At 70.8% G+C, this 26,510-nt stretch carries 16 protein-coding genes and 3 pseudogenes; 10 read left to right on the plus strand and 9 right to left on the minus strand.

Annotated features, from left to right (window positions below):
* The first annotated feature begins 325 nt into the window (after window positions 1–325).
* A complete protein-coding gene (locus tag IE182_RS09725; protein ID WP_190109293.1) occupies window positions 326–1,783 on the plus strand; it encodes an eCIS core domain-containing protein in 1,458 nt (485 codons plus the stop codon).
* A 597-nt stretch (window positions 1,784–2,380) separates the two neighbouring features.
* Here IE182_RS09725 and IE182_RS09730 read toward each other — a convergent pair.
* Window positions 2,381–3,175, minus strand: a complete 795-nt coding sequence (locus tag IE182_RS09730; protein ID WP_190109294.1) for an alpha/beta fold hydrolase — start codon at window positions 3,173–3,175, stop codon at window positions 2,381–2,383.
* 196 nt (window positions 3,176–3,371) lie between these two features.
* Window positions 3,372–3,548: pseudogene (locus IE182_RS31955) on the minus strand (transporter); the annotation flags it as partial.
* 125 nt (window positions 3,549–3,673) lie between these two features.
* Between IE182_RS31955 and IE182_RS09735 the strand changes: the two are divergent.
* From IE182_RS09735 to IE182_RS09755, 5 genes are all read left to right on the plus strand, one after another.
* On the plus strand, window positions 3,674–3,901 hold the full coding sequence (locus IE182_RS09735) for a ferredoxin (protein WP_190109295.1): 228 nt from the start codon (window positions 3,674–3,676) through the stop codon (window positions 3,899–3,901).
* Window positions 3,891–5,285 (plus strand): NAD(P)/FAD-dependent oxidoreductase, encoded by a 1,395-nt coding sequence (locus tag IE182_RS09740; RefSeq protein ID WP_190109296.1) that lies wholly within the window; start codon window positions 3,891–3,893, stop codon window positions 5,283–5,285. The genes IE182_RS09735 and IE182_RS09740 overlap by 11 nt, the downstream gene beginning before the upstream one ends.
* Window positions 5,286–5,319: 34 nt before the next feature.
* Window positions 5,320–6,534 (plus strand): cytochrome P450, encoded by a 1,215-nt coding sequence (locus tag IE182_RS09745; protein WP_190109297.1) that lies wholly within the window; start codon window positions 5,320–5,322, stop codon window positions 6,532–6,534.
* Window positions 6,535–6,786: 252 nt separating this feature from the next.
* Window positions 6,787–7,518 (plus strand): SDR family oxidoreductase, encoded by a 732-nt coding sequence (locus IE182_RS09750; protein WP_190109298.1) that lies wholly within the window; start codon window positions 6,787–6,789, stop codon window positions 7,516–7,518.
* 253 nt (window positions 7,519–7,771) lie between these two features.
* The gene (locus IE182_RS09755; protein ID WP_190109299.1) at window positions 7,772–8,740 is read left to right on the plus strand and encodes an alpha/beta hydrolase; all 969 of its coding nucleotides are present in this window, start codon (window positions 7,772–7,774) and stop codon (window positions 8,738–8,740) included.
* A 78-nt stretch (window positions 8,741–8,818) separates the two neighbouring features.
* On the opposite strand, the gene IE182_RS09760 is transcribed toward IE182_RS09755, so the two are convergent.
* Entirely contained in the window at window positions 8,819–9,226 is a 408-nt protein-coding gene (locus IE182_RS09760) for a RidA family protein (protein WP_190109300.1), read from the minus strand.
* 111 nt (window positions 9,227–9,337) lie between these two features.
* Here IE182_RS09760 and IE182_RS09765 point away from each other — a divergent pair, with 111 nt between their 5' ends.
* The gene (locus tag IE182_RS09765) at window positions 9,338–9,718 is read left to right on the plus strand and encodes a winged helix-turn-helix transcriptional regulator (protein WP_190109301.1); all 381 of its coding nucleotides are present in this window, start codon (window positions 9,338–9,340) and stop codon (window positions 9,716–9,718) included.
* Between the two features lie 189 nt (window positions 9,719–9,907).
* Window positions 9,908–10,006, plus strand: a pseudogene (locus tag IE182_RS31960) (sulfite oxidase-like oxidoreductase); the annotation flags it as partial.
* Between the two features lie 33 nt (window positions 10,007–10,039).
* Here the strand turns inward: IE182_RS31960 and IE182_RS09770 are convergent.
* Entirely contained in the window at window positions 10,040–10,576 is a 537-nt protein-coding gene (locus tag IE182_RS09770) for a GNAT family N-acetyltransferase (protein WP_229844690.1), read from the minus strand.
* Between the two features lie 1,119 nt (window positions 10,577–11,695).
* Here IE182_RS09770 and budC point away from each other — a divergent pair.
* Both budC and IE182_RS09780 read left to right on the plus strand, forming a co-directional pair.
* A complete protein-coding gene (gene budC / locus IE182_RS09775; RefSeq protein ID WP_190109303.1) occupies window positions 11,696–12,469 on the plus strand; it encodes a meso-2,3-butanediol dehydrogenase in 774 nt (257 codons plus the stop codon).
* Window positions 12,470–12,715: 246 nt separating this feature from the next.
* On the plus strand, window positions 12,716–14,038 hold the full coding sequence (locus IE182_RS09780; protein ID WP_190109304.1) for an RICIN domain-containing protein: 1,323 nt from the start codon (window positions 12,716–12,718) through the stop codon (window positions 14,036–14,038).
* Window positions 14,039–14,457: 419 nt separating this feature from the next.
* Here IE182_RS09780 and IE182_RS09785 read toward each other — a convergent pair whose 3' ends face one another.
* The 5 genes and pseudogenes from IE182_RS09785 to IE182_RS09805 form a co-directional block, all read right to left on the minus strand.
* Window positions 14,458–15,120 carry a hypothetical protein gene (locus IE182_RS09785; RefSeq protein ID WP_229844691.1) on the minus strand — a complete coding sequence of 221 codons (663 nt, stop codon included), beginning with the start codon at window positions 15,118–15,120 and terminating at the stop codon, window positions 14,458–14,460.
* A gap of 340 nt (window positions 15,121–15,460) precedes the next feature.
* Window positions 15,461–15,769: pseudogene (locus IE182_RS32425) on the minus strand (transposase); the annotation flags it as partial.
* A gap of 102 nt (window positions 15,770–15,871) precedes the next feature.
* On the minus strand, window positions 15,872–17,095 hold the full coding sequence (locus tag IE182_RS09795; protein WP_190109307.1) for a cytochrome P450: 1,224 nt from the start codon (window positions 17,093–17,095) through the stop codon (window positions 15,872–15,874).
* Window positions 17,092–20,931 (minus strand): type I polyketide synthase, encoded by a 3,840-nt coding sequence (locus IE182_RS09800; protein ID WP_190109308.1) that lies wholly within the window; start codon window positions 20,929–20,931, stop codon window positions 17,092–17,094. The genes IE182_RS09795 and IE182_RS09800 overlap by 4 nt, the downstream gene beginning before the upstream one ends.
* The gene (locus IE182_RS09805) at window positions 20,924–26,491 is read right to left on the minus strand and encodes a type I polyketide synthase (protein WP_190109309.1); all 5,568 of its coding nucleotides are present in this window, start codon (window positions 26,489–26,491) and stop codon (window positions 20,924–20,926) included. The genes IE182_RS09800 and IE182_RS09805 overlap by 8 nt, the downstream gene beginning before the upstream one ends.
* Between the last annotated feature and the right edge of the window lie 19 nt (window positions 26,492–26,510).

Consider the following 26,510-nt stretch of genomic DNA (forward strand, 5'->3'; position numbering starts at 1 on the left):
GGCGTTGCAGGTGGAACCTGCCTCGCCATTTCTACGATTCCACTTTCCGGTGGTGAAATCCGAGGAATGCGAAGCCCTGCCTGCCTCGGGTGCGACAGGTGATTCCGGACTTCTCGGGGTGCAGCTCCGCACCAGCCGACCTGCCGGACGCGCACGGCACGTAGCCGCGGCGGGGGCCCTCGGCGAGGGCCCGGGGCGGGCGTGGCGAGGGGGGTATTCGGGCAGCGGCGTCCGTCTCTTGAGGGGCCTGCCCCGCCACCTGGCGGGGCGTCAGCCCGCTCAGGTATACCGGGTGGGCAGACGACCGGCGTCGGAAGGGACCTTCATGCACGACCGATCGAGCAGCCGAGCGCCGAAGAGGCGGGACGCCGCGGTGGAACGCACCTCCCCGGCCCGGGCGGTGGCGCCCGCCGAGGCCCTGCTTGCCCTCCAGCGCTCGGCCGGGAACGCCGCCGTGGTCCAGATGATGCGCCGGGCCGGCGCCTCCGGTGCCGCCCAGGACCGGCATCGGCACGGCCACGGGGAGGAGCGGCAGCCTGCCGCGCAGCTCTCCGCCGTGCACGATGTCCTGCGCAGCGGCGGCCGGCCGCTCGACGACCGGAGCCGCGCCGACATGGAGGCGCGCTTCGGGGCGGACTTCTCTGATGTGCGCATCCACACCGACGCCGCCGCCCGGGCTTCCGCCGCCGAACTCGGCGCCGCGGCCTACACCTCCGGCAGCCATATCGTCGCCGGGGCCTCCGGCATCGACCGGCACGCCCTCGCCCATGAACTGACTCATGTCCTCCAGCAGCGCTCGGGGCCGGTGGCCGGGACCGACCGGGGCGACGGGCTGCGCGTCAGCGATCCGTCGGACCGGTTCGAGCGCGAGGCTGAGGCCAACGCCCGCCGGGTGATGAGCCGCCCCGCGACCACCGCCCCTGTTGCCGTGGACCCGCCCGCACAGGCCACGCAGGTCTCCAGGGGGACGGGCGTCGTCCAGTGCATGCATCACCCGGCCAAGATCGACGACGAGGTGAGGAGGCTGGTCGCCCAGGCGGAGAGCAACCTCGACCAGTACCTCACCGACTACGACACCTGGCAGAAGAATCGCGGAAACGTCAAATGGCTCATGAACAACGCGGACCTCAACGACTCGTTCGAACACCTTGAGAACCTGGTGGGCCCGCCCCAGAGGCGCAGCAAGGCGGATCTGGTGGTCGCCCTGGAGGGTGCCATTCGCGCTGATCTGACCACTACTTCGTCGGAGACGATGGCGAACACCCGGGCGGCGGCGCTCGACGCGAAGCGCAAGCTTGTCCTCGGCCGCACGGGCGACACCGGCCCGTGGGCCACGTACCAGCAAGGCAAGCCCCAGGCCGGGGACCGGCTGCCCGCAGATGCACGGATGGGCCGACGGCTGAACACCACCAAGTGGTCCGTTCCCGTCAACTACGCCTTCATGGACGGAGGCATCGCGGAGCGCGCCGTGTTCAAGATCGTCACCAGCCTCGGTCCGCAGATCGAAGGCATGCTGACCGGCGGGCAGCTCCACGCGGGCAACTTCTGGCAGGAGATCCAGAAACTGGGCGACAGCGCGCTCTGGGACAGCAGCAAGCCAGCCGACGAAGGCGGCCCCCAGGCGATGCTGGGGCACGAGATCCTCCAGCTCATCGAGTCCGGTTACCGGTTCCACGGCCGGGAGAGCGCCTACGCGCAGGGCAGCGCCCGGCTGGTCGCCGTCCACCCCGACAGGCCCGCGCCCGCGGCCGGGGACAAGACGCAGCCGCTCACCCTCCCCTGAGCCTCGCCCCGAGACTTCTCCCCCGAGCCGACTGCGTCCGGACACGGCCTGGCCCGTTTGGCTGGGATGAGCTCATCGCGCGCCTTCACGCCCGGCACACGCCCTGCAACCGCACTCGAGGGCCGCACCAGCAGAGAGTGGGTTTCGGCGACGCGGTCGGCATGCGGGAGCCGACCGGCGAAGCCACCGCGATCGCCAAGAGGCTCGGCCCGGCCACCGTGCTGCGGGACCACGGCGGCGGGTTCAGCCCCACGACCGTCCAGCTGCACCTGGTCTCCGCGGCATCGAGCGCCGCGCCCGCTACTACACCGATGTCGCCACCGCCTTCGCTCGCTGCAATCGCCGGAACGAGTGCATCCGCGCGCGTCGGCGTCCTGACCCCAGCAACCTGCATGCAGGGCCAGGGGCCCCGGGCCGTCGACCGCGCCCACGACCAGCTTGAGCATCCCTGCCGCCGCCCACGCCAGCCCTGTGGCCTACAGCTCAACGGTGAAACGAGCTCACTCGCCACCCCGGACATCTGACCCGCGGATACGGCGCGGGAAGTGATCGGTACGCACGTGCCCGCGCTGACGCTATTGCCCCTTGATCGCCGAGTCAGATACTCATCGGATCACCGGCGAGGAATTGCCGGAGCAGAGCGCCGACCTCGCGTGGCCGCTCCAGGTAGAGCATGTGATCGCAGTCCAGTTCAGCGACGATGAGACGGTCACCCAGAACCGCTCGGCAATCTGTGACGTACTCCGGACGGACGAAGCCGGAACGTTTGGCAATCACGAGCAGTGTGGGCACTGTGGGTGGAGGAAACACCGGCGGGCCGGCCATTTCGGAGCACGCGGTCACAACGGCCGCAGCGTCGAACCGCCACCGCCGGCGACCGTCCGGTTCTTCGGTCAGATGGTCGGCGACTTCGTCGTCCACCGCTTCCGCGGATGCGTACGGCCAAGCGGCCTTCCGATCCGCACGCGCCTCGTCGCACCCCGCGAACGACGATGTCGTCATCGTCCGGCGAGCCTGCTCGTGCAGCCCGTGAGGGGCGAGGCCGACCGACGGATCCAGGAGTGCCAGCCTCCCTACACGCTCCGGCGCCGTGCGGCAAAGGTGAAGGGCAACCAGTCCTCCGAAGGAGTGCCCGACCACGTCGACCTGGGGAAGCCCCAGGTCGTCCATCACTGCCAGCACATCCGCCACATGACGTTCCACGCTCCACGGCGGGCTCCAGTCGGAGCGTCCGTGCCCACGAAGGTCGGGAGCAATGACGTACGAGCCGGGCAGATGCCGCTCGGCGAGCCGTCGCCACCGCGCGCCGTGCCCCTGGATCCCATGCAGAGCCAGCAGCGGGCCGGCCGCAGGAGCGCCATAGCGATGTGTATGCAGATGTCCCAGGACCATGGCCGCACCCTAATCGATTGTCCGTGCGACCCTGAGGGCCCAGAAGGACTTCGGGCCGGAACACCGGACCTGCTTCCTGACCACCGCCGGAAGCAAGAAGGCCCGAACCCTGCGCGCCGCCGGACCGGGCACGGCCGTAGCGGTCAGCCAGGCCGAGGGACGCCACTGGTGCACCCTCGAAGGCACATTGAGCCGTGACGAGGTCGACGCCCTTCGGGTCGATCTTGAGGTAGACGAGGAGCCTGGTCTGCTGCGGCAGGCAGACGCGGGCGAAGTTCCGCAGCCGCCGTTGGGCGGTGTACTGCTTGCGCTGGACGCGGGTGACACCGTCCCCGACGTCGAGCAGCACCTCGTCGGCCGCCTCGGCCGACTCGTGTTGCGAGGCCCTCCCGCCGAGCTGATCCTGAAGAAGGGCATGCCGACCCTTCGAGCGAACCGAGCGCAGAGAGGCTGCGGAGCCTGCGGTCATCGTGGCCCGAGCATGGAGCGGGGTTCCAGATGAGGCTTGTCGTCGATCTCAACCGGTGTCAGGGATTCGCGCAGTGCGCCTTCCTCGCCCCGGACGTCTTCGTCCTGCACGGCGGGGAGGCGCTGTTCTTTACCTCCCGCTTCGACGAGGGACTGCGTGACCAAGTGGAGCAGGCTGCGGCTGCTTGCCCGGTCCAGGCCGTTCTCGTCGACTACTCCGACGAACCGGCCAAGGGGGCAGAGGGCCATGTCGGCTGACGCCGATGTCCAGGCTCTCCGCCGAAAGGGCCGGATCGTCGTCGTCGGTGCGTCGCTGGCCGGCCTGCGCGCGGCGGAGACGCTTCGTGACCTGGGCTTCACCGGGTCGCTCACGCTGATCGGAGACGAGCCGTACGAGCCGTACGACCGGCCCCCGCTGTCCAAGCAGGTGCTGCTGGGGATGGAGCCCGCCGAGGACACCGCGCTGCCGCGCAAACGCGACATCGACGCCGAATGGCGTCTCGGTGCGGCCGCCGCGAGCCTGGACCGGGCCGCCGAGCACGTACGCCTGGTGAACGGCGACGCCGTTCCCTACGACCGCCTGCTGATCACGACCGGGACCAAGGCCCGGCCCTGGCTCCATCCGGAGGAGGCGGCGCTGGACGGGGTTTTCGTGCTGCGTACCCGCGACGACTCCGCTCGGCTGTCCCGGAAACTCGCTGCCGGCCCGCGCCGGGTGCTGGTGATCGGCGCCGGTTTCACGGGCTCCGAGATCGCCTCCGTCTGCCGGGAGCGAGACGTGGAGGTGACCGTCGCCGAACGCGCCCCAGCGCCGCTGGTGGGCGCCCTCGGCGAGGTGGTCGCCGCGGCGGCGGCGCGGCTGCAGCGCGATCACGGAGTGGATCTGCGCTGCGGTGTCAGCGTCACCGCGCTGGAGGGCGACCAGGCGGGGCGGCTCCGGCGTGCCCACCTGTCCGACGGATCGGCGATCGACGTCGACGTGGCGGTGGTATCCCTCGGCGCCATCCGGAACACCGAGTGGCTCGCCGGTTCCGGGCTGGCGGCCGGCCCCAGGGGCGTCGCCTGCGACGCCGGGTGCCGGGTGTTCGACGTCAACGGCATCGTCACTGATGACATCTACGCCGCCGGTGACGTCGCCCGCAGCCCCCATCCGCTGTTCGGCTACCAGTTCCTCTCACTGGAGCACTGGGGCAACGCGGTGGAACAGGCCCAGGTCGCGGCACACAACATGGTCAGCACGGGCCCGGACCGTCGCCCGCACCTGTGGGTGCCGATGTTCTGGTCCGTCCAGTTCGGCGTCAACATCAAGTCGGTCGGTGTGCCCACGATGGGCGACCAGTTGGTCATAGCCCAGGGCGCGCTCGCCGAGGGGCGGTTCGTCGCGGTGTACGGGTATCGCGGCCGGGTGATCGCCGCGGCCTCCTTCGACTCGGGAAAGTGGCTCGGGTTCTATCAACAGCAGATTGAGACCGGAGCATCGTTCCCGCCGGACTACGCCATGGTGGACCGCCGCACCGACGCGCTGCAGCCCGTTGATCCAGCCTTCCCGGACCCCCACCTTCCCACCCACGAGCCGACCGTCACCCTGACAGGCCACTCACCGACCGAGCGGGGCGTCCAGTTCACCGCACCACGTGCCTGACCCTCGCCCCGGACCGCCACCACAGGGAGACACCATGGCCCTCGGCACCATGTCCGCGCAGATCACCGACTTCGCGAATCGCGCCGATCCGTACCCGCTCTACGCTGCACTGCGCAAGTCGCCGGTCACGCGTCAGGACGACGGTACCTACCTGGTCAGCACGTACTACGAGGTGCGGAGCCTGGCCAACGACCCGCGGCTCAGCAACGACCTGCGCAACCGCGCCCCGGGCGCCGGCGGCCCCGCCGTGGCCGAGGAGGACACGAACCTGCCGCCCAGCTTCCTCTTCCACGACCCGCCGGAACACGACCGGCTGCGCAACACGACGATGCGGCCGTTCGGCCCCCCGCACAGCCCCAGGTTCCTCCACGACATGCGGGATGACATCGCCGAAATCATCACCGGCCTGCTGGACGCGCTCGAAGGCAAGGACGAGGTCGACGTCGTCGAAGACTTCGCCTACCCCCTTCCCGTCACAGCCATCTGCAGGATTCTCGGCGTGCCACGCGAGGACGAACCCCGCTTCCATGGCTGGGCCGACACCGTGGCGTCCGGCCTCGACCCCAGCCAAGGGAAAGAAAAGGCACAGGAGGCACGCCGCGAGCTCGGCGCCTACCTGTCCGACCTGATCGAGGCCAAGCGGCGCCACCCCGGTAGCGGGATCCTCGGCTCGCTCGCCCAGGAAACCGGCTCCAACGGCAGCATGTCGACGGCGGAGCTGGTGTCCACCTCGATGCTGCTCCTGATCGCAGGCCACGAGACCACCGTCAACCTGATCGGCAACGCGACGCTCACGCTGCTGCGCCACCCCGACATCCTCAAGCGGTTCCAGACCGAACCGGGCCTGGTCGTCCCGCTCGTCGAGGAGGTGCTGCGTTATGAACCGCCGGTCCAGTTCATCCCCTTCACCGCCGCCCTGTCCGACATCGACATCGCCGGCACCACCATCCCCAAGGGTGCGCAGGTCTGGCTTCTGCTGGCCTCGGCCAACCGCGACCCGAAGCGCTTCGAGGATCCCGACCGGTTCGACCCCGACCGCGAGGACAACCAGCACCTCGGGTTCTACACCGGCATCCACTACTGCTTCGGCGCCCCGCTGGCCCGGATGGAGGCGCAGCTGGCCCTGCCCCTTCTCTTCCGGCGAATCAAGAATCCGCGGCTGACGGCGGACCCGCCGCCCTACCGCGCCAACCCCGTCCTGCGTGGCCCCCACCACCTTCCCGTGGCCATCGACGGCCTTGCCGCCTGAACCGGCAAGGGCGCCGGCGTTGTGCCCGGGCCACTCGGCACGGGCGTGTGCGGCCGTTCCATGCGTGTGCCGACCGGTGACGGCGGCCACGTCTTCGGTGCCGGTGCCGATCTCGCGCTGCACGGCAGGTCCGCCTCCAAGCGCGCGGGGTCACCGGCATGCCCAGGAGCACACCGGCCAGCATGCGCCATGCACTGCATTGCCTCAATCTGGACGCATATTGACCTATCGATACACAACGAAAGGTGACCCATGAAATTCGCCGTCATCGGCGGTACCGGTCTGATCGGGTCGCAGGTCGTGAAGAAGCTGAACGCCGCCGGGCACGAGGCCGTGCCGCACTCGCTGTCTACAGGTATCGACGTGATCACCGGCCGGGGCGTGGAGGAGGCGGTGGCCGGAGCCGACGGCGTCGTCAACCTGACGAATTCCCCGACCTTCGACGATGCTTCTCCCGCCTTCTTCCAGACCTCGATGGACAACCTCCTGGCCGCCGGCCACAAGGGCGGGGTGGGGCACTTCGTCATCCTCTCGATCGTCGGCGCGGACCAGGTGCCCAACCTCGCCTATTACCGCGCCAAGGTCTTGCAGGAAGACATCCTCAAGGCCGGTCCGATCCCCTACTCGATCGTCCGCGCCACCCAGTTCATGGAGTTCATCGCCGCCGTCATGTCCTGGTCGACCGAGGGCGACACCGTCCGCCTGCCCACCACCGCACTCCAGCCGATCGCCGCCCAGGATCTCTCCGACACCGTCGCCGAAGTCGCCGCCGGTACCCCTTTGAACGCAACCCTCAACATCGGCGGGCCCGACGTCCGTCCCCTCGATGAACTCGGCCGGATGACCTTGAACGCCCGACCCGACGGCCGCACGGTCGTCACCGACGACACCGCCGGCATGTTCGCCGCCGTTGACGGCGATGTGCTCATCACCAAGGGCGACGCACGCATCGCCCCCACCCACTACACCGACTGGCTCGCCTGACCCGGCGGGCCCACCACTGAAGACCTCGCCATGCCGGACATGCCGAACAATGAACAGGCGGCACCCGGCACGGGACGGATGAGGCGGTTCCCCGGAAATGCATCTGCGGAGCATGGGCGATTACCATGGGTATATACACCCATCAGGGGCTTGAACAAGGGCGGAGGCTTGGCCCACCGCTCCGCAGCCCGAGCGCAGCGCGGCGCTCTTCAGCGCCCTGCGCTCGTCACGATGCGCTCCAGGGAGTATTCCCATGGCTGGTCGAGCCGCCTCAATTGTCCTTGAGCCCGAGGCACAGGAGCTCGCTGACGCAACCTCGCACCATCCGTTCCTGTACGAGCTGGACCCGACCGCAGCGCGCAAGGTGCTCGACGACCTCCAGGCCGCTCCGGTCGACAAGCTACCGGTCGACGAGGAGTGGGTCTCGGTCCCGGCAGCGGTGGGTGATGTGCGGGTACGCATCGTCAAGCCGCAGGGCGCCACCGGAACACTGCCCGTCGTGTTGTACATGCACGGCGGTGGCTGGGTGCTGGGCAATGCCGGTACCCACGACCGCCTGGTACGCGAGTTGGCGGTCAGCGCCCGTGCGGCAGTGGCCTTCGTGGAGTACACGCCGTCGCCGGAGGCGCACTATCCGGTGGCCATCGAGCAGGGCTACGCCACCGCGCAGTGGATCGCCCGCGAGGGGGCCTCCAAGGGGCTGGAGGCACAGCGCATGGCAGTGGCCGGGGAATCGGTCGGCGGGAACATGACCGCCGCACTCGCCCTCATGGCCAAGCAACGCGGTGACGTCAAGTTCGTACAGCAGTCGATGTACTACCCGGTCACGGATGCGGCCATGAACACCGGTTCCTACGGCCAATTCGCCACCGGCTACTACTTGAGCCGCAAGCTGATGGAATGGTTCTGGGATGCTTACACGACCGACCCGGACCAACGCGCGGAGATCACCGCATCTCCCAACCGTGCCACCATCGAGCAACTCTCCGGCCTGCCGCCCGCCCTGCTGATCGTCGACGAAGCCGACGTGCTGCGCGATGAGGGCGAGGCGTACGCCGCGAAGCTCCGAGCAGCCGGCGTTCCGGTGACCACGGTGCGCTACGACGGCACGGTCCACGACTTCATGATGCTCAACTCGCTGAGTCACTCCGAAGCCGCCCGCGGAGCCATCGACCAGGCAACGGCGTTCCTGCGCAACGCCCTTGGAACAGCGCAGGGCTGATCGTTGCCAGAATGCGGTGCGTAGTAGCCTCAAGCAGATGCCCTTGCCTCAGACAGTTCCCGTGCGAAGAGCATTCGTTCAGTCGATGACGGCGGTCGCTTCGATCTCGACCAGGTGCTCGGGTACATCCAGTGCCGCTACGCCCAGCAGCGTGGCCGGCGGTACCGGGGTCACGCCCAGCTTCGCGGCCGCCCGGGTGATCCCCTCATAGAGCAGGGGCATCTTGTCGGGCGTCCAGTCGACGATGTAGACGGTCAGTTTCGCCACGTCGTCGAAGGAACCGCCGGCCGCGGTCAGGGCGGTGCCGATGTTGAGGTAGCACTGCTCGACCTGAGCGGCGAGGTCGCCTTCGCCGACCACGACACCGTCCGCGTCCCAGGCGACCTGCCCGGCGATGAAGACCAGCTTCGACCCGGTCGCGATCGAGACCTGCCGGTAGGCGTCAAGCTCCGGCAACCCGCTGGGGTTTACGAGGGTGATGGCCATGCTGCGCCTTCCTCCATTGCTGCGAGAGCCGCTCTCTTGCAGTTACTCAGAAACCGTAGGAGAGTGGCCGCCGACATGGAAGAACGCACTTTTCGGTGACTGGGGAACCTGATGGTGACCAAGCAGTTCAGCGGCTCGCCAGAGGATGCGGACCTCAGGCGTGCGGACTCCCTGGCGCGGGAGATCTTCTCGGACATCGCCAACAAGTGGGCACTCCTGATCATCGAGTCTCTCGGTGGACACACCCTGCGCTTCAGCGAGCTGCGGAACGAGATCGAGGGCATCAGCCACAAGATGCTCACCCAGAACCTGCGCATGCTGGAGCGCAACGGCCTGATCGAACGGACGGTGCACCCCGTCGTGCCACCGCGGGTCGAGTACACCCTCACCGAGGCGGGCCAAGCCCTGCGGGTGACGATCGACGGACTGTGCAACTGGACCCACCACTACCTCGGTCACATCGAAGCCTCCCGTCACCGCTTCGAAGCCTGACGGGTGGACCACTCGCATGCCGCCCCCAGGCCCCGCGCCGAGGAGGGCAAGACCGGACGCGCGGAGTGCGTAGTAGTCCCGGGTGCGTCGGTCGAAGCGCACGGGCAGCTCCTGGCAAAGGGCTGGCCGGTCTCGCACTACGGGCCAGTGCCCCGTTTCCCGCCCGGACCGGTGGACGCTGCAGGTCTCCTGTACGGCTACAAGGGCCCCAAGTGGCTGCGCGGCATCGAGTGCATGACCCAGGACCGGCGCGGCTTCTGGGTGGAACGCGGCTATCAATCCGGTGGGCCGGCGGCGGTGCGCCGCCGGCCCACCGGGCTCTTACTTCCCGAGGTTATGCCGTGTGGCTCTGAAACGGGCTGTGCCTGTGGCGCCTTCGGCCGGGGTGGTGTCGTACCGCTCGAAGCCGGCCTTCTCCAGAACGCGGACGGAGGCCGGGTTCGACAGTTCCACGCCGGCGGTCACGGTGTGGACGCCTGGCGCAGCGAGGGCGAAGTCAGCGAGCGCCCGTGTGGCTTCGGTGGCGTAGCCCCGGCCGCGCCGGGAGGCGACGACGCCGTATCCGAGTTCGAGGGCCCCCTCGGCGGGCGGCCAGAACAGGCCGATCGAGCCCACGACAAGGCCGCTGTCCCGCTCGATGATCAGCCGGTGGCCGTACATGCCGAGCCAGGCGGGGTTGTCACCGAGGAGGCTCACGATGACGCCGTCGCCTTCGGAGGGAAAGTCCGCGGCCCAGTCAGCCGGCCGGGAGCTGTCCTCGCAGTCGAGGGCGGTAAGGGCCTCGGCCGCAGTCCAGGTGCGCAGGACGAGGCGCTCGGTGGTCAGCTCGGTGAGGTCCTTGGAAGGGGAGGAATGCACGTGTGACTCCTGGTCGTTGGAACGACCCGGACCGCGTCGCGTCGCTTCAGCGCGCGGACCGGAAAAGGGCATGCTGAGAAAGGCCGTTGACGGCCATATTCATCAACCTCCCTGAGCTGACGTCACGTTCGCGCGCTTTTCGCACGCCAGGGTAACTCTGACAGGCCGGGCGGAGAGCTCCGAGCTCAGGCTGGGGTGTCTGTCAGCGCTCGCCTGGGCCGGGCGGGCTGTCCACGTCGAATCCCCGGCGAGGAAGACGGACGTGGCGCGCCCCTACCGGAGCCGAGGTCGAGGACTCGCATGCCCGTGCGCAGATCAAGGTCTCCCGGGCCAGGTGCTCCAGCGGACGCAATCCTTTCTTGTGTACATCGCCACCCCAGCCGGGGTATGGCCGTCCGCTTGCGGGCCACCGACGAGGCTCGTCCCGCCGCCCGCCCTCGTCCATCCGGCTCACCTGCGGAAGTGCCCGGAAGTGCCTCAGAGACCTGGGCGGTCTTGGCTGATGGACCGGGTCGCGGAGCCCGGCATCCCTGCGTGGTGAGCGGATGAGCGGGTGAGCGACGGCAGGCATGCGCGACGGTCCTTGGGGTCCGGGCGACGGGAAGGGAGTCCGCGGGACTCCAGGTCGTCGATACCACAAAGACCATTGCCGTATCAGCAGGCGCCGAAGCGATCCTGTGAGGCCAGGAACGGTGTCCGCGTAGCGGACGGCCCAGGTGCCCATCGCGCGGATGGGGACCAGCAGGGCCGTGCCGGCCTCGGTGAGGGCGTAGTCGACGCGCGGGGGCGCCTCGGCGCAACGCGCCCCACCAGGCCGTTGCGCTCCAGCGGGCCGTTTCCGCCGCGTGCTTGATCGTGTCGTCACCCATGCCGGAATCCTCTGCACCGCTCGGCGGGCCACGAACCTCGGTCCGGCTCGTCCAAACGTTCAATCGGGCCCGCCGTGTCAGCACCGGACTCCGGAGCGTCGGCCCCGATGGCACTCGCTGGGACAGGCAGGAGCGGAGGGTCACCGGACGGAGACGCCCATTGCGCCTTCTGCCCCTCCCGGGCTTACTTGAGCAGGGAATCCGGAGTTCGCCGCTGTGACACATCAACACCAATGAATGGGGAGTTGCCGTGGACGAGAACCGCTTCGCCGGCAAGGTCGTCATCGTCACCGGCGGTGGATCCGGCATCGGCGCCGCCACCGCGCACCGCTTCGCGCGCGAAGGCGCCACGGTGATCGCCGCCGGACGGACCGAGGACAAACTCAAGCACGCTGCCGCCGCCGCACCCACTGGTTCGACCATGGTCACGCGGGTCGCGGACGTCTCCGACGAGTCCTCGGTCAACGCGCTGATCGCGGGCGTGACTGCGGAATACGGCCGGCTGGACGTGCTCGTCAACAACGCCGGCATCGGCGTGCCCGGAACCGTCGAGCACACCGACACCGCCACATGGCGTCACGTCATGGCAGTCGACATCGACAGTGTCTTCTTCGCCTCGCGGGCCGCGCTGCCCTCTCTGCGGCGCGTCGGTGGCTGCATCGTCAACGTCGGCTCGGCGTCCGGGCTCGGCGGGGACTGGGGCCTGGCCGCGTACAACGCCGCCAAGGGGGCACTGGTCAACCTCACCAACGCCATGGCGCTCGACCACGGCCACGAGGGCGTACGCGTCAACGCCGTGCACCCGAGTCTCACCCGCACCCCGGTAACCGCGCCCGTCATCGAGAACGAAGACATGATCGCCGCATTCCGTCAGCGCATCCCCATGCAGCGCCCCGCCGAGCCCTCCGAGGTCGCCGATGTCATCGCCTTCCTGGCCGGCCCCGACGCCCGCTTCGTCAACGGCGCCCACATTCCCGTGGACGGCGGGCTCAGTGCGTCCAGCGGTCAACCGCGCATGTTCTGAGTAACCGCACGCGGACGCCGGACCGGGCCTCGGCCGCCCCGGCCCGGCGGCCTCCGTGACACTGCCGGGCCTACCGATTCGCTTGGGGGTGGTCCACGCCGACGAGCAGAACGAGGCATTCCCCCGACGGACTGCTCGGGCCGCAGGAGGTCCTCGCGCCGCCCGAGCGGGTCAACGAGATCCGCCGGCCCAGCCGCTCCTCAACCACCCTGTATTTACGCGGAGTTGAGTGAGACACTGCCGGGCATGTTTTTCTCATTCACCCGAAGAAGCCGGTTTTCCACGCCCGCCTCAAGGGCCCCGGGAAACGGGTTACGCCGCCTGGGCGCACTGCTCGCCGCCGGTCTGCTCGCCCTCGGCCTACTGGTCGCAGGCGGCGGCCCCGCGGCCGCCGCCCCGCCGGACACGCACCGCATGGCCACCTGGAACATGCAGGTCGGCACCACCCGCTGGGACGGGGTACGCACCCTGGCGCGTACCTTCGACGTGGTGGCGCTCCAGGAGGTGCCCAACAGACCGCCGGCCGGAGCCGTCCAGGACGGACAGACAGGAAACGTCACCTCGTATCTGTGGCCGATCGGCGGCGGCTCCTACCGCTACCTGTACATCCTGCGCCAGCGGTCGCGGAACCTGGGCATCGTCACCTCGTGGGTGCCCAACCGCGTGCAGGAGATCGGTGGCGCCTACCGCTCCGCCCTGGCCGTGACGAACACCGGCGACAACATCATGTTCGCCTCCATCCATGCCGCCTCCAACGGCGGCAGGCCCAACGACGCCGCCTATCTGGTACGCCGCGTCTCCGACACCGCCTTCCAGCAGAACGTCGGCAACTGGGCGGTGCTGGGCGACTACAACCGCGCCCCGGGCGACCTCCAGTCCGACCGGTACATGCCCGGCAACGGACTGATCTACAACGGCGGCCAGGCCACCCAGCAGAACGGCAACGAGCTGGACTACATGGTCTCCAACGTCGACACCGACAACTGGCAGGCGACGGTCAACCCCAACTACGGCAGCGACCACTGGCCCGTCGGCTTCAGCGCCCTGCAGGCCGCGGCCGGGCCACGGCAGTTCACCGTCCATGCCGACAACAGCGACCGCCTGCTCGACGTCTACCGCGGCAACACCGCCAACGGCACCCACGTGATCACCTACCACGCCAACGGCGCCGCCAACCAGCGCTGGACGCTCCGCGCGGTCGGCCGCAACGGTGACTCCGGACAACCGCTGTACAAGCTGGTCAGCGCCCGCAGCGGCAAGTGCCTCGACGTCAACCGTGGTCAGGCCAGCGGCGACGGCGACTGGCTGAACATCTGGGACTGCCACAACTGGGACGGCGCCCCACTGCCGGGCGGATACGCGCGCGACACCCAGAACTTCACCCTGGAGCACCCCGAACCGCGCTTCCCGAACCTCACCGTGCTGCGCAACAACGGCACCCACCGCTTCGCCAACATCCGCGGAAACGGCACCGGCGACGGCACCTGGGTCATCCAGTGGCCCTACCAGACGAACCCCAACGGCACTCCGGCGGTCAACGAGACGTTCTACCTCCACCCGCAGTTCTGATCCCGTGGGCGAGGAGCGCGGCACTCGCCGCCTCCATGCCGCTTCAAGACCGCAATGGTCCGGAAGGGGGGCATGCGCCTGAGTCCGAACGTCAGCCGGCGGCACCGCCTTCCCATACGCCCCGGCCATCCCGGGCCGCTACCGCATCCCCCAGCTCACCACCGGCTCCTCGGACCGCGATCGCAGCGGCCCCGGCGACGACCGCCGAAAGTGCGAGGTCGACACCCACGGCTTCCGACAGGCGATCTCCATCGCTCTCCGCCGGGGCGCCATCGGTCACACCGACGTCCCCGGCCACACGGCCGGCGAGCCCCGGCTGCCCCGACCGCCTCGCGCTCGGGGCAGCTCGGTTCCATGGCCTCCCTCAGCCTCTCGGGTCGGCCATCAGGGCCCGCACGCACCGCAGGCTCATGCCCCGGTCAGCCGAAGAAGACCGAGGAGATGGCGTTGTCGAATCCGATGGTCGCAAGGTCGGACACATCACCGTTGACGACCTTGGACTTGCCCGTGCAATTCCGCTCGGACCAGATCTTCAGACTGCCCTGGGCCTGGAGGGAGGAGGCGACGTTGTCCCGGGCCACGTTCTGGCACCCCTTGCCGGCCAGGCCCTGGGAGGGGTCGCCGAAGTTCCGGTCGTCGAAGAGAACAACACTGGTGGCGGGCTTGGGCTGCGGGCTGCCACTGCCGGTGTTGCCAACGCCGACGCCCGCCTTCTTTCCGTCGGGGGCTACACCGAACCAGGTGCCCCCGACGCCCTGACCCTTGGTCTCGCCGGGCTTGGCGTCCTTGCTGAAGCGGTAGACGGGCCAGCCCCCGACCGTGACCTGGAGGGTGCCGTCGTCCCGCTTGACGGTGCCGACCTTCGACCTGTCGACGCCGTCGAGGAAAACCTTGCCGCCCGGTGCGACGACGACCGGCGGCCACGTCGACGCGCACTCGCCGTTGCACGTGGACTTCGACGGGTCCGCGGTGTCCTTGTCGAACCGATAGAGGGTGAATCCGGCACCGTTGACCACCACCGGGTTCAGCGCACCGGCCTTCGACGCGGACAGCTGCACCCACTGCTGTGCCTCCGGCTTCACCGCCGGCTTTCCCGGCTCGTTCGCCCAGTCCCCCGTCCTGGGCGGGGCGTTGTTCGCCTTCGCGGTGCCGCCGAGGAGGCTCAGGCCCTGCCCGGCCGACGGACTGCCGTCAGCAGACTTGCCCTGGCCCGCCGCGGCTGCAGCCGAAGAAGCGGGTGCGGAGCTGCCCTTATCGTCTCCGCCACAAGCAGAAAGCAGAAGTGCTCCACTCGTGGCGACGCAGACGATCACTGCGGTGCGCTTACGGCTCATGGTCTCTCCCCCAGGATCATGGGCTCCGGTCCGGACCCGAAGCCGTCACCGGCTCGTACGGCCCGGGCCCCGGGGCAGCCTCACCCGGTTACTTGCCCGATACACGTCCGATACGAAGTAACAACGCAGCGGTAGCTACGAGCCGGGCATTCGCGCGTGCATGCGCCGGGGCGGCCTGCGGCAGCGGCTGGACGACGGCGCGCGACGAATACGCCTTGTCGGCCAGGACCGCGTCCGGCCTGACGCGCGGTCTTCCGACGGGCCGCGGCACCCGGATCGTGGCCATGACCTGTCCGAAGGCGGATGCGTCGCCGGCCTGTCCGGGCGTGAGGACGAAGCACAGCGGGCGGCAGCGACCGTCAGCAGCCAGGTGCATTTCGCCCGCGCCGAGGCCGCCGACAACGAGCCCCCCTCCGAGCGTCGGAGTCTCAGCCGCACCGGATCCAGCCGACCTGCCACTACCCACCGGAAGCCGGCGGACCCCCAGCGCCGGTGGCGGTCATTCCGGGCCACCCTGCCAGGTCACGCGCATCGCCTCCGGCCCCCGGATGTGCGGCCGTTCTCTCCAGGTGATGTCGCGGACGGTCAGCTCCGGGGTCCTGGTGAGCAGCACCCGCAGTCCCTCCTGGAGGTCGATGCGCCCGAGCTGGGCTCCGGCGCAGTAGTGCGCGCCATAACCGAAGGTGAGGTGTCCACCGGGTGGCCGGGTGAAGTCGATCGCGTCGGGGTCCTCGAATCGGGCCGGGTCGTGGTTGGCCGACTCGATGGCGACGGTGAGAGCTTCGCCCGCGCGCACCAGCGTGCCACCGACGTTGACATCCTCCCGCGCATAGCGGACGAACAGGCCGGCACCGGCGGAGGCGTTGTTGCGCAGCAGCTCCTCGACCGCCGCCGGCAGCTCGGCCGGATTCGCACGCAGCCGGTTCCAGAGCGCACGGTCGCCCCGCGTGAGAACGTAGACGCAGTTCGGAATCTGGGTGATGATCGCCTCGAACCTGGCCAGCAGCATGCTGACGACCAGGTCGATCAGCTCGGTGTCGGTGAGCCGGTCCTCCTCGTCCCGGGCCTGGATCATCGCCGACATCAGGTCGTCGCGGGGGCGGGCCCGACGCTCGGCGATGAGCTGCTCGGTGCAGGTGCGCAGGGCACCGAACCGCCGCATCATGTCCTCGGCGCCGACAGCGCTGCCGGGCATCAGCGCCGCACTGGTCGACTCGAACACCTCCCGGTCCGAGACCGGCACGCCGAGCAGGTCGCAGATGGACAGCACGCTCATCCGCTGCGCGTAGTCCACCACGATGTCCATGCCCGGCCCGGCGTTCATCGCCGACGACAGCAGAGCGTCCGCCGCCGCGTGCACCGTCGGGCGCTGCGCTTCGATACGGGATCTGCTGAGGGCCTTCAGCAACAGTGTGCGCAGCCGGGTGTGTTCGGGGGCGTCCATGGTGATCAGCCCGGCCAGGTCCGTCGCCTCCTCCTGGCGCGGGAAGTCCCGGCCGACCGACATCGCGCGGCTGAACCGCGTATCGCCCAGCACCAGCCGGGCGTCCGCGTAGCGGGTGACCAGCCAGGTGGGTTCACCGTAGGCGAGCCGCACCCGGAGCAGCCCCTTGCGCTGCCGCAGCTCCCGGAACCGCTCGTTGACCTCGATGCCGCGGCCGTCGTCGAAGGGGAAGCGCTCCAGTGCCTCTGTGGCGTCGGGAAGATCGGGAACGGTCGTCATAGGGGTTGTACCTCCGTCAGCCAGTCGTGCAGGTTCGCTGAGATCAGGTCGGCGTGCTGGGACAGGATGGTGAAGTGATCGCCGGGCAGCCTGCGCACGCGATGCGCCAGTTCGGCCGGGAACGGGTGGTCCTCCGAGCTGGTGGGCACACCCGCGACGACCTCGCTGGCGAGCAGGTGCAGGATCGGCGCCTTCAGCGGGCCGGGCCGCCAGCCGCTGAAGATCCTGCTGTAGCCGCCCATCGCCGCGATCTGGCCGCTGGTGGTCACTGTCCGGTCCGGACGGTCGAGCGACATGCCCATGAGGTCACGTCGTCGGATCTGCTCACGCATGAACTCGCTGCGGGTCTCGGTCTGTTCCATCTCCTCCTCCGGCAGGTACGAGTCCAGCAGGAGCAGCGCGGTGACGGGGACGCCGGTCTGCTCCAGGTGCGTGGCCAGCTCGTGCGCCAGCCAGCCGCCCGAGGAGTAGCCCGCGATGATCAACGGGGTACCGTCCAGCTCACGGTGCAGCGGTTTCGCCAGCATCCGCATCAGGGCGGCACGGTCGGCGGGCAGCGGGGCCTCACCCGCGAATCCGGGCGACCACAGCGACCACACGTCGGACGCGGGGTCCAGCCCGGCGTGCAGGTAGGAGTAGGGGAGGTCCAGGTTGGGGAAGATCGGCGGGGTGAGGCCGACGATCGTGGGGCCACCCGCGCCCGCCCCCACCTGGCGCAGTTCGGCGAGATCGCGCGGATCGTCCTGGTCGAACGTGTCGCGGGTCTCGGAGGCCGCGCGGGCCAGGCGGAGGGCGACGTTGATCCGGCCGGTGCGGATCGCCCGGATGTAGAACGAGGCCAGGCTGCCGTCGCTTTCGTCGGCGTTCTCGGGCGCCGGGTCCACCGGCCCGGTGCCGGATTCCGGGACCTCGTTCCCGGACCGGGCGGTCCCCGCGGTCTCGTCGAGCGTGCCATCCTCGGCGCGGGCGGCCAGCTTTTCCAGTACGCGCTCGGTGAGATCGACCACCGTGGGGTAGTTCAGCACGTCGGCGAGTTCGATCTCCACACCGGCACCGGTGGTGAGGCGATCGCGCAGATCCTCCGCGCCCAGCGAGTCCATCCCGAGATCGCGGAACGTGTCCTCGGCGTCGACCTGGTCATCCGGTCCGTTGCCCAGCGCCCAGTTCAGGCACTCACGGACCAGCATCTCGACGTGGCGCGTGCGCTCCTGCTCGTGCAGTGCCCACAGCGCAGCCGCGGGCGAGCGCCGATCGGGCTCGCGCGTCCCGGGGTCGCCGGAGATCAGCACCGGCATGGTCCACTCGCGCTCGATCCAGTACCGGCTGCGCTGGAAAGCGTAGCCGGGCAACGGGATACGCCGCGCACCGGCGCCGGCCAGGACGACACGCCAGTCCACCGCCGCGCCCATCACGTGCGCGCGGCCCAGCGCGCGCACGATCGCCGCCGAACCGGTCACCGCGCTCTCCGTCTCCTCCGGAACGGCCAGCACGGCGGGACCGTCGGACAGCGCGGCGGCCATGCCCGCGGTGTCCCCACCGAACACGAGCAGCAGTCGATGACCGTCGGCCCGCAGCTCGCGGGCAGCCAAGCCGGATTCGGCAGCCGGCACCGTGCGGTAGTCGTCCTCGGCCGGACGGTCCTGCAGCCAACGGCCGGTGTCCCCGCACAGCACCGGCACACCGGGCGCGGGGGGCGGGACATCCACGGCGTCGGGTTCGGCGCCCGCGGGGCACCCGGCCGCGATCCGCAGCGCCGAGGACAGGGACAGCCACCCGACCGCCCAGGACGCGGCCAGCCGGCCGTATCCGTGTCCCGCCAACGCCGCCGGGCGCACCCCGGACGCGCACCACGTTCGTGTCACGCCGGTCAGCACGGCCAGCGTGGCCGGGACCAACACGTCCGGCCGGTCCAGTGGTGGCACGTCCGGGTCACCGCGCAGCACATCCGTCAGAGACCAGCCGACCAGCCCGGCCAGCACTGCCTCACATGCGGAGAGGTGCTCGGCGAACGGCTCGGCCTCGGCGTACTGCGTGGCCAACGCGCGCACCACGGCCGGGGTGCACTCGTGTGGGTACAGGAACGCGGTGGTGCCGTTCCGCACGGCGGTGCCGGAGACCACCACCGTGGCGCTCCCGGTGTCGTTCCGGCCCGTGCTCAGCGCGGTCAGGCCCGCGGCGAGGTCGGCCGGGCGGGAGCCGAACACCACGGCGCGGTGCGGCAGGTGTGCCCGGGCGGTGGCCAGCGACCACGACAGGTCCAGCAGATCCGGGCGCGCCCGGTCGAGGTACTCGTGCAGCGCGGCCGCCTGCGCGGACAGCGCCTGTTCGGTCCTGCCCGACAGGGTCCAGGCGAGCAGTGGCGGGACGGCCCGGTCGCCGGGCTCGATGTCCGGGTCGGGCCCTGGGTCCTCCAGGATCACGTGCGCGTTGGTGCCGCCGACTCCGAACGCGGACACGCCCGCCCGCCGGGGACGCCCGTCGCGCGGCCACGGGACCGCGCTGGTGAGCAGTTCGACCCCGCCCTGCGCCCAGTCGACCCGGGGGGTCACCGTGTCGGTGTGCAGGGTCTTGGGCAGCGTGCTGTGCCGCATGGCCAGCACCATCTTCACCACGCCGGCGACTCCGGCTGCGGCCTGGGTGTGGGCGAGGTTCGACTTCACCGCGCCGACCAGCAGCGGCGGCCGGTCGCCGCGGTGGCGGCCGTACCCGGCCAACAGCGCCTGCGCCTCGATCGGGTCGCCGAGCGCGGTGCCCGTGCCGTGCGCCTCCACCGCGTCGACGTCCGCGGGCGACAGGCCGGCCGAAGCGAGCGCGTCGGCGATCACCTGCTGCTGCGCGGTTCCGTTCGGGGCGGTCAGCCCGGAGGAGGTGCCATCGGAGTTGATCGCCGATCCGCGCAGCAGCGCGAGCACCGGGTGGTGGTTGCGCCGTGCGTCGGACAGCTTCTCCAGCACCAGCATCCCGGCTCCCTCGCCCCACGCGGTGCCGTCGGCGGCCGAGGAGAAGGGCTTGCACCGTCCGTCCGGCGCCAGGGCGCGTTGCCGGGCATAGTCGATGAACAGCAGCGGGCTGGACAGGATGGTCACGCCGCCCGCGAGCGCCAGGGTGCACTCGCCTGCGCGCAGCGACTGCACGGCCAGGTGGATTCCGACCAGGGACGAGGAACAGGCGGTGTCCACCGTGAGCACGGGCCCCTGCAGGCCGAACACATAGGCCAGCCGGCCGGAGGTCACGCTGCCCGCGTTGCCGATGGAGAGCTGGCCCAGCATGTCCTCGGGCATCTCGCGGACCGCCGTGGCGTAGTCCGCGTTGGACAGTCCGAGGAACACGCCGGTGCGGCTGCCGCGCAGCCCGGCCGGATCGATACCGGCGGACTCCAGCGCCTGCCAGGTGACCTCCAGCGCGATCCGCTGCTGCGGGTCCATGCTGAGCGCCTCGCGCGGCGAAATGCCGAAGAACTCGGGATCGAAGTCGGCCGCGTTGTCGAGGAAGGCACCGTGCCGGACGTAGGAGCGGCCCGGCGTGCCCGGTTCCGGGTGGTAGATCTGGTCTTCGTTCCAGCCGCGGTCGGCCGGGAACCCGGTGATCACGTCCCGCTCCGCGGCGAGCAGTTCCCACAGTTCCTCCGGCGAGCCGACCCCACCGCCGAACCGGCAGCCCATGCCGACCACGGCCACCGGGTCGTCGACGGGGTTCTCCAGCTCCCGCAACCGTTCCCGGGTGCGCTGGAGTTCCGCGGTGACCCGCTGGAAGTACTTGACGAGCTTCGGGTCCTCGCCCACAGCGTTCGATTCCTCTCCGGTCGGCCGGGCGGTCCCGGCTGCTGGCTCACGCATCGCCGAGTTCCCGGTCCACGAAGGCGTAGAGCTGGTCCACGGAGGCCGAGCTCAGTTCGTCCACCCCGGGCCCCGGCTCGCCGTCCAGCGCGCGCAGCGCCGCCCGCAGTCGTCCGCGCAGCGCGTCGCGCTGCGCGTTCTCGCCGGCCAGCGCCTCCTCGACCGCCTGCACGAGTCCGGCGAGCTGATCCGGGCCGCGCTCGGCAGGGCCGTCCGCCGGTTCCTCCGCGCCGGCGGCATCCGGCGCGACCTCCGTACCGAGGTGCGCCGCGAGGATGGCCGGAGTGGGGTGGTCGAACACCAAGGTGGCGGGCAGGTTCAGACCCGTGGCGGTGTTGAGCCGGTTGCGCAGCTCGACCGAGCTCAGTGAGTCGAATCCGAGGTCTCCGAACGGACCGTCCGCGGGCACCCCGTCCGCGGACGGGTAGCCGAGCACGGCCGCGATCTGCCCGAGCACCAGGTTGAGGAGCTGCCGGTCCCGTTCGGCGGGGCTCAGCCGGCCCAGCCTGCGGGCCAGGTCCGCCGGGGACTCGGCGGGCGCGGCGGACCGCGCGGAGCGCCGGCGGCGGGCCGGGCGGACCAGGTCGCGCAGCAACGGCGGAATGCCCTCCTCTCCCAGCCCGGCCACGGTGACCAGATCCAGCCCGATGGGCACCAGGTGGACCCTGTCCGAGCCGGTCGCGGTGTCCCAGAGGGCCAGGCCCTGCGCGACGGTCAGTGCGCGGATCCCGGTGCGGTCCATGCGGGCCCGGTCCGCGGCGGCCAGCCCGCCGCCCATCCCGTCGGTCGTGCCGGTCCCGCTGTCCGGCGCCCACAGGCCCCAGCCCAGCGAGCGGGCCGGGAGCCCGGCGGCGGCCCGCTGGTTCATGAGCGCGTCCAGGAAGGCGTTCGCCGCGGCGTAAGCCCCCTGGCCCGCGGTGCCGAACACGCCGGCGGCGGAGGAGAAACATGTGAACTCGGCGAGATCGAGATCCCGGGTCAACTCATGCAGGTGCCAGGCTCCGTCGACCTTCGGCGCCAGCACGTTCTCCACTTGCCCATCGGTCAGCGACTCCACCAAGCCGTCGTCCAGCACACCGGCCGCATGGACCACGGCGGTGAGCGGGTGTGCCGCGGGCACTTCGGCCAGCACCCGGGCCACGTCGTCCCGCCGGGCGACGTCGCCGCGCGCCACTTCGGCGTGCGCGCCGAGCCGGCCGAGTTCGGCGACCAGTTCCGCGGCGCCGGGGCTCTCCGCGCCACGGCGCGAGAGGAGCAGCAGCCTGCGGGCGCCCCGGCCTGCCAGATGCCGGGCCAGCGTGCGGCCCAGCGACCCGAGCCCACCGGTGATCAGCACGGTGCCGTCGGGGTCGGGCGTGCGGGCGGCCGAGCCGCCGTCGCTCTCCGCCTGACCGTCGTCGCGGTGCAGCCGGGGCACCAGCAGTTCGCCCGCGCGCAACGCCACCTGGGGCTCACGGGCCGCGGACGCGACGGCGACCGCGTCGCGCAACGCGGTGTCGGTCGGCTCGTCGGCGTCGACCAGCAGGAGGCGACCCGGGTACTCGTTCTGTGCCGAGCGAGCAAGTCCGTAGGCCGCGGACAGTGCCAGGTCGGGTTCGTCGCCCGCACGCACGCCGAGCGCGCGCTCGGTGCAGACCACCAGCAGCGAACCGGCGAACCGCTGGTCGGTGAGCCACACTCGCAGGTACCCGGTCAGCTCGGTGAGCGCGGCGCGGACCCGTGCGGTGACGTCGTCCCCGGCGGGACGGGCCGGGCGTAGCACCACCACCGGCGGCACCGGGTCGTCCGCGTCCGCCAGCGACGCGAGGTCGAGCCCACCGGTCCCAGGGTCGTGCCACTCACCGGAATCGTCCACTGTGGGTGGCCGGCGCACGGGCACCCAGTCGTGTGCCAGCAGTTCCGCGCCGTCCTCGGCCGGTCCCAGCAGGTAGGACTCATCGGCGGGCAGCGGCCGGAACACCAGGGAGTCCACCGTGGCCAGGGTGGCACCGGTCTCGTCCGCCAGCGTGATCGCCACGTCACCGTTCCCGCCGGTGACGTGCACCCGCACCGTCGAGGCTCCGGCCCGGAACAGCGACAGCCCCGACCACGAGAACGGCATCGAGCCGCTGCCCTCGTCGATCCCGTCCAGCTGCGGGCCGAGACCGACCGCGTGCAGTGCCGCGTCCAGCAGCGCCGGATGCAGGCTGTAGCGGTTCGCGTCCCCGGCCGCTTCGGCGGGCAGGGCGACCTCGGCGAACATCTCCGAGCTCCCGTCGGGGTGGTCGCGTTGCCAGAGGGTCCGCAGACCTCGGAACGCGCCCTCGTAGCGGAAGTGCCTGCCCTCCACCACCTCGTCGTAGACGTCCGCGACCGGGATCTCCCGCGCATCCCGCGGCGGCCAGTGCGCGAGGGGCGTGTCCGGCGTCGCGGTGCGGATACCCAGGTAGCCGAAGGCGTGTGACCGCCATGGGCCCGGCTCGGCCTGGCCCACGCCCTCCGGCCGGGAGTACACCCGCACCGGGCGGCGGCCGGTCTCCTCGGTGTCGCCCACCACCACCTGCACCGTCACCCCGCCGTGCTCCGGCAGGACCAGCGGTGCCTCGACGGTCAGCTGTTCGAGCAGGTCGCAACCGACCTGCTCGCCCGCGGCCAGCGCCAGTTCCACGAAGCCGGTGCCGGCCAGCAGGGGAAGGCCGCGCACCCGGTGGCCCCCCAGCCAGGAGTGCGACTGGAAGGACAGCCTGCCGGTGAGCAGCACGCCGTCGCCCTCGGCCGCGGACACCATGGCGCCCAGCAGCGGGTGGCCCACCGGGAGCAGCCCGGTGGAACGCAGGTTCAGCCCGTTCCCGTCCGGCACCAGCCAGTACCTCTCGTGCTGGAACGCGTAGCAGGGCAGGTCCGCCGTCCTGGCGGGCGCGGCGGGCAGCACGGCGGGCCAGTCCACCTCCACGCCTTGCGTGTGCAGCACGCCGAGGGCGAGCAGCACGTCCTTGGTCTCGTCACGATCGGCCCCGCGCAGGGTGGGCACCACCGCCTCGTCCGGCCCGGCATCCCGCCCGGCCAGCGCGGAAAGCACCGCGCCCGGTCCCAGTTCGAGCAGGACGCGTGCACCGGTCTCGCGTGCGGTACGCAGCCCGTCGTGGAACCGCACCGCCTGCCGGACGTGCGCGGTCCAGTACGCCGGCGAGCGCAACTGCTCCGCCGTGGCCATCTCGCCGGTGAGGTTGGAGATCACCGGGATGTGCGGATCGTGCGCCGTCAACCCGGCCACAACCGTGCCGAACTCGGCCAGCATCGGCTCCATCAGCGGCGAGTGGAACGCGTGGCTGACCCGCAGCCGCCGGGTCCGCCGGCCCCGGGCCGCCCAGTCGGCCTCCAGTTCCGTGATGTCTTCGTCCGCACCGGAGACGACCACCGTGTCCGAGGCGTTCACCGCCGCGACGGACACCCGCCGCGCGCGCCCCGCCAGCCAGGGGGCCAGGTCCTGCTCGGTGCCCTGCACGGACAGCATCGCGCCGCCCTCGGGCAGCGCGGCCATCAGGCGGCCTCTGGCGGCCACCAGCCGGACCGCGTCCGGCAGCGACCACACCCCGGCCACGTGCGCCGCGCTGATCTCCCCGATCGAGTGTCCCAGCAGCATGTCCGGGCGCACACCCCAGGAGTGCATCAGCCGGAACAGCGCGACCTCCACCGCGAACAGGGCGGCCTGGGCGTAGTCGGTGCGGTCGAGCAGGTCCGGTTCGCCTTCGAGCACGCTCCGCAGCGGAATCGCCAGCTCCCGGTCGAACAGCTCGCACACCTCGTCGAACGCCTCGGCGAACACCGGAAAGGAGGCGGCGAGCTGCCGCCCCATGCCGAGCCGCTGCGCGCCCTGGCCGGTGAACAGCATGCACACCCCGCCGCCGACCGCAGTGCCCACCGCCACATCGGGGACCAGGCCGGTGTCGAGGTGGCCGCGCAGCGCGGAGATGAGTTCGGCCCGGTCCCGGCCGGGCACTGCCAGCCGGTGGCGGAAGTGGGTGCGGCGGGTGGCCAATGCGTGCGCCAGCCCCTCGGCGGAGGGAGCATCGCCGGACTCGGCGAAGGCCAGCAGCCGGGTCGCCTGGGCGCGCAGCGCGTCCTCGGTCCGGCCCGACACCGTCCACACCAGACCGGCGGACGGCACGCCGGGCTCCGGCGCCTTCGGCTCGACGTGCTGTTCCAGCACGACATGGGCGTTGGTGCCACTGATCCCGAAGGAGGAGACGGCGGCGCGGCGCGCTCGACCGGTCTCCGGCCAGGGCATCGCATCGGCGAGCACGCTGACCCCGTTCACCCCCCAGTCCACCTTCGGGGTGGGGCTGTCCACGTGCAACGTCCTCGGCGCGAGACCGTGCCGCATCGCCATGATCATCTTGATGATGCCGGCCACGCCGGCCGCGGCCTGCGTATGCCCGATGTTGGACTTCAGCGAGCCCAGCAGCAGCGGCCGGCCGGGCGGCCGGTTCTGGCCATAGGTCGCCACCAGCGCGGTGCCCTCCACCGGGTCGCCGAGCGGGGTGCCGGTGCCGTGCGCCTCGACCACGTCGACGTCCTGGGTGGACAGTCCGGCGTCGGCGAGCGCGGTACGGATCACCTCCTGCTGGGCGGTGCCGTTGGGTGCGGAGAGCCCGTTGCTGGTGCCGTCGGAGTTGACCGCCGAGCCGCGCAGCACCGCGAGCACCTGATGGCCCTGCCGCCGCGCGTCGGACAGCCGCTCCAGTACCAGGAGACCCGCCCCCTCGGCCCAGATCGAGCCGTTCGCCCCGGCCGCGAACGCCTTGATCCGAGCGTCCCGGGAGGTGACGCCCTGGCCGCAGAACTCGACGAACGTCTCCGGAGTGCTCAGCACCGTCACACCGCCCGCCAGCGCGATCGGGCACTCCCCGGCCCGCAGGGCCCGCATCGCCAGGTGGGTGGCGACCAGCGAGGACGAGCAGGCGGTGTCCACGGTGAGGGCCGGGCCGTGGAAGCCCAAGGCGTAGCTGATCCGGCCCGAGATCACGCTCATGGTGTTGCCGGTGATGCCGTACTGGGAGAACTGGTCGGTGCCTTGCCAGAGCATCTCGTAGTCGTTGCTGGACGCGCCGACGAAGACCCCGGCCCGCTCGCCCACCAGCGAGTCCGGAAGGATGCCCGCGGACTCCAACGCCTCCCAGGCCAGCTCCAGCACCAGCCGCTGCTGCGGGTCCATCACCAGCGCCTCGCGCGGGGAGATCCCGAAGAACGCGGGGTCGAAATCGCCCGCCCCGCTGAGGAAGCCGCCCTCGCGCACGTAGGACCGCCGCGCCTGCTGGGACTCCGGATCGGCGTCGTAGAGCTCCTCGATCGGCCAGTGCCGGTCCCGGGGGAAAGCCGAAATGGCGTCCGTGCCCGCAGCCACCAGGTCCCACAGCTGGGCAGGCGAGGCCACGTCGCCGGGCAGCCGGCACGACATGCCGACCACCGCGATCGGCTCGGCGGACTGCTCGGTCGCGTCACGCAACTGCTCCCGGGTGCGTAACAGATCGGTGGTAACCCTCTTCAGATATTGCCGGAGCGTGCTGACTTCATCGGGCATGAATGACTCCCTGCGACAG

The sequence above is a fragment of the Streptomyces cinnamoneus genome (genome assembly GCF_014650495.1).
Taxonomy (GTDB): Bacteria; Actinomycetota; Actinomycetes; order Streptomycetales; family Streptomycetaceae; genus Streptomyces; species Streptomyces cinnamoneus.

Bases quoted from the DNA above. Each gene is read 5' to 3' on its own strand.
- IE182_RS09735 (WP_190109295.1), top strand. From the start codon at position 3,674: ATGAGGCTTGTCGTCGATCTCAACCGGTGTCAGGGATTCGCGCAGTGC.
- IE182_RS09800 (WP_190109308.1), bottom strand. From the start codon at position 20,931: ATGCGTGAGCCAGCAGCCGGGACCGCCCGGCCGACCGGAGAGGAATCG.
- IE182_RS09795 (WP_190109307.1), bottom strand. From the start codon at position 17,095: ATGACGACCGTTCCCGATCTTCCCGACGCCACAGAGGCACTGGAGCGC.
- IE182_RS09765 (WP_190109301.1), top strand. From the start codon at position 9,338: ATGGTGACCAAGCAGTTCAGCGGCTCGCCAGAGGATGCGGACCTCAGG.
- IE182_RS09755 (WP_190109299.1), top strand. From the start codon at position 7,772: ATGGCTGGTCGAGCCGCCTCAATTGTCCTTGAGCCCGAGGCACAGGAG.
- IE182_RS09730 (WP_190109294.1), bottom strand. From the start codon at position 3,175: ATGGTCCTGGGACATCTGCATACACATCGCTATGGCGCTCCTGCGGCC.
- IE182_RS09760 (WP_190109300.1), bottom strand. From the start codon at position 9,226: ATGGCCATCACCCTCGTAAACCCCAGCGGGTTGCCGGAGCTTGACGCC.
- IE182_RS09805 (WP_190109309.1), bottom strand. From the start codon at position 26,491: ATGCCCGATGAAGTCAGCACGCTCCGGCAATATCTGAAGAGGGTTACC.
- IE182_RS09740 (WP_190109296.1), top strand. From the start codon at position 3,891: ATGTCGGCTGACGCCGATGTCCAGGCTCTCCGCCGAAAGGGCCGGATC.
- IE182_RS09745 (WP_190109297.1), top strand. From the start codon at position 5,320: ATGGCCCTCGGCACCATGTCCGCGCAGATCACCGACTTCGCGAATCGC.
- IE182_RS09780 (WP_190109304.1), top strand. From the start codon at position 12,716: ATGTTTTTCTCATTCACCCGAAGAAGCCGGTTTTCCACGCCCGCCTCA.
- IE182_RS09725 (WP_190109293.1), top strand. From the start codon at position 326: ATGCACGACCGATCGAGCAGCCGAGCGCCGAAGAGGCGGGACGCCGCG.
- IE182_RS09750 (WP_190109298.1), top strand. From the start codon at position 6,787: ATGAAATTCGCCGTCATCGGCGGTACCGGTCTGATCGGGTCGCAGGTC.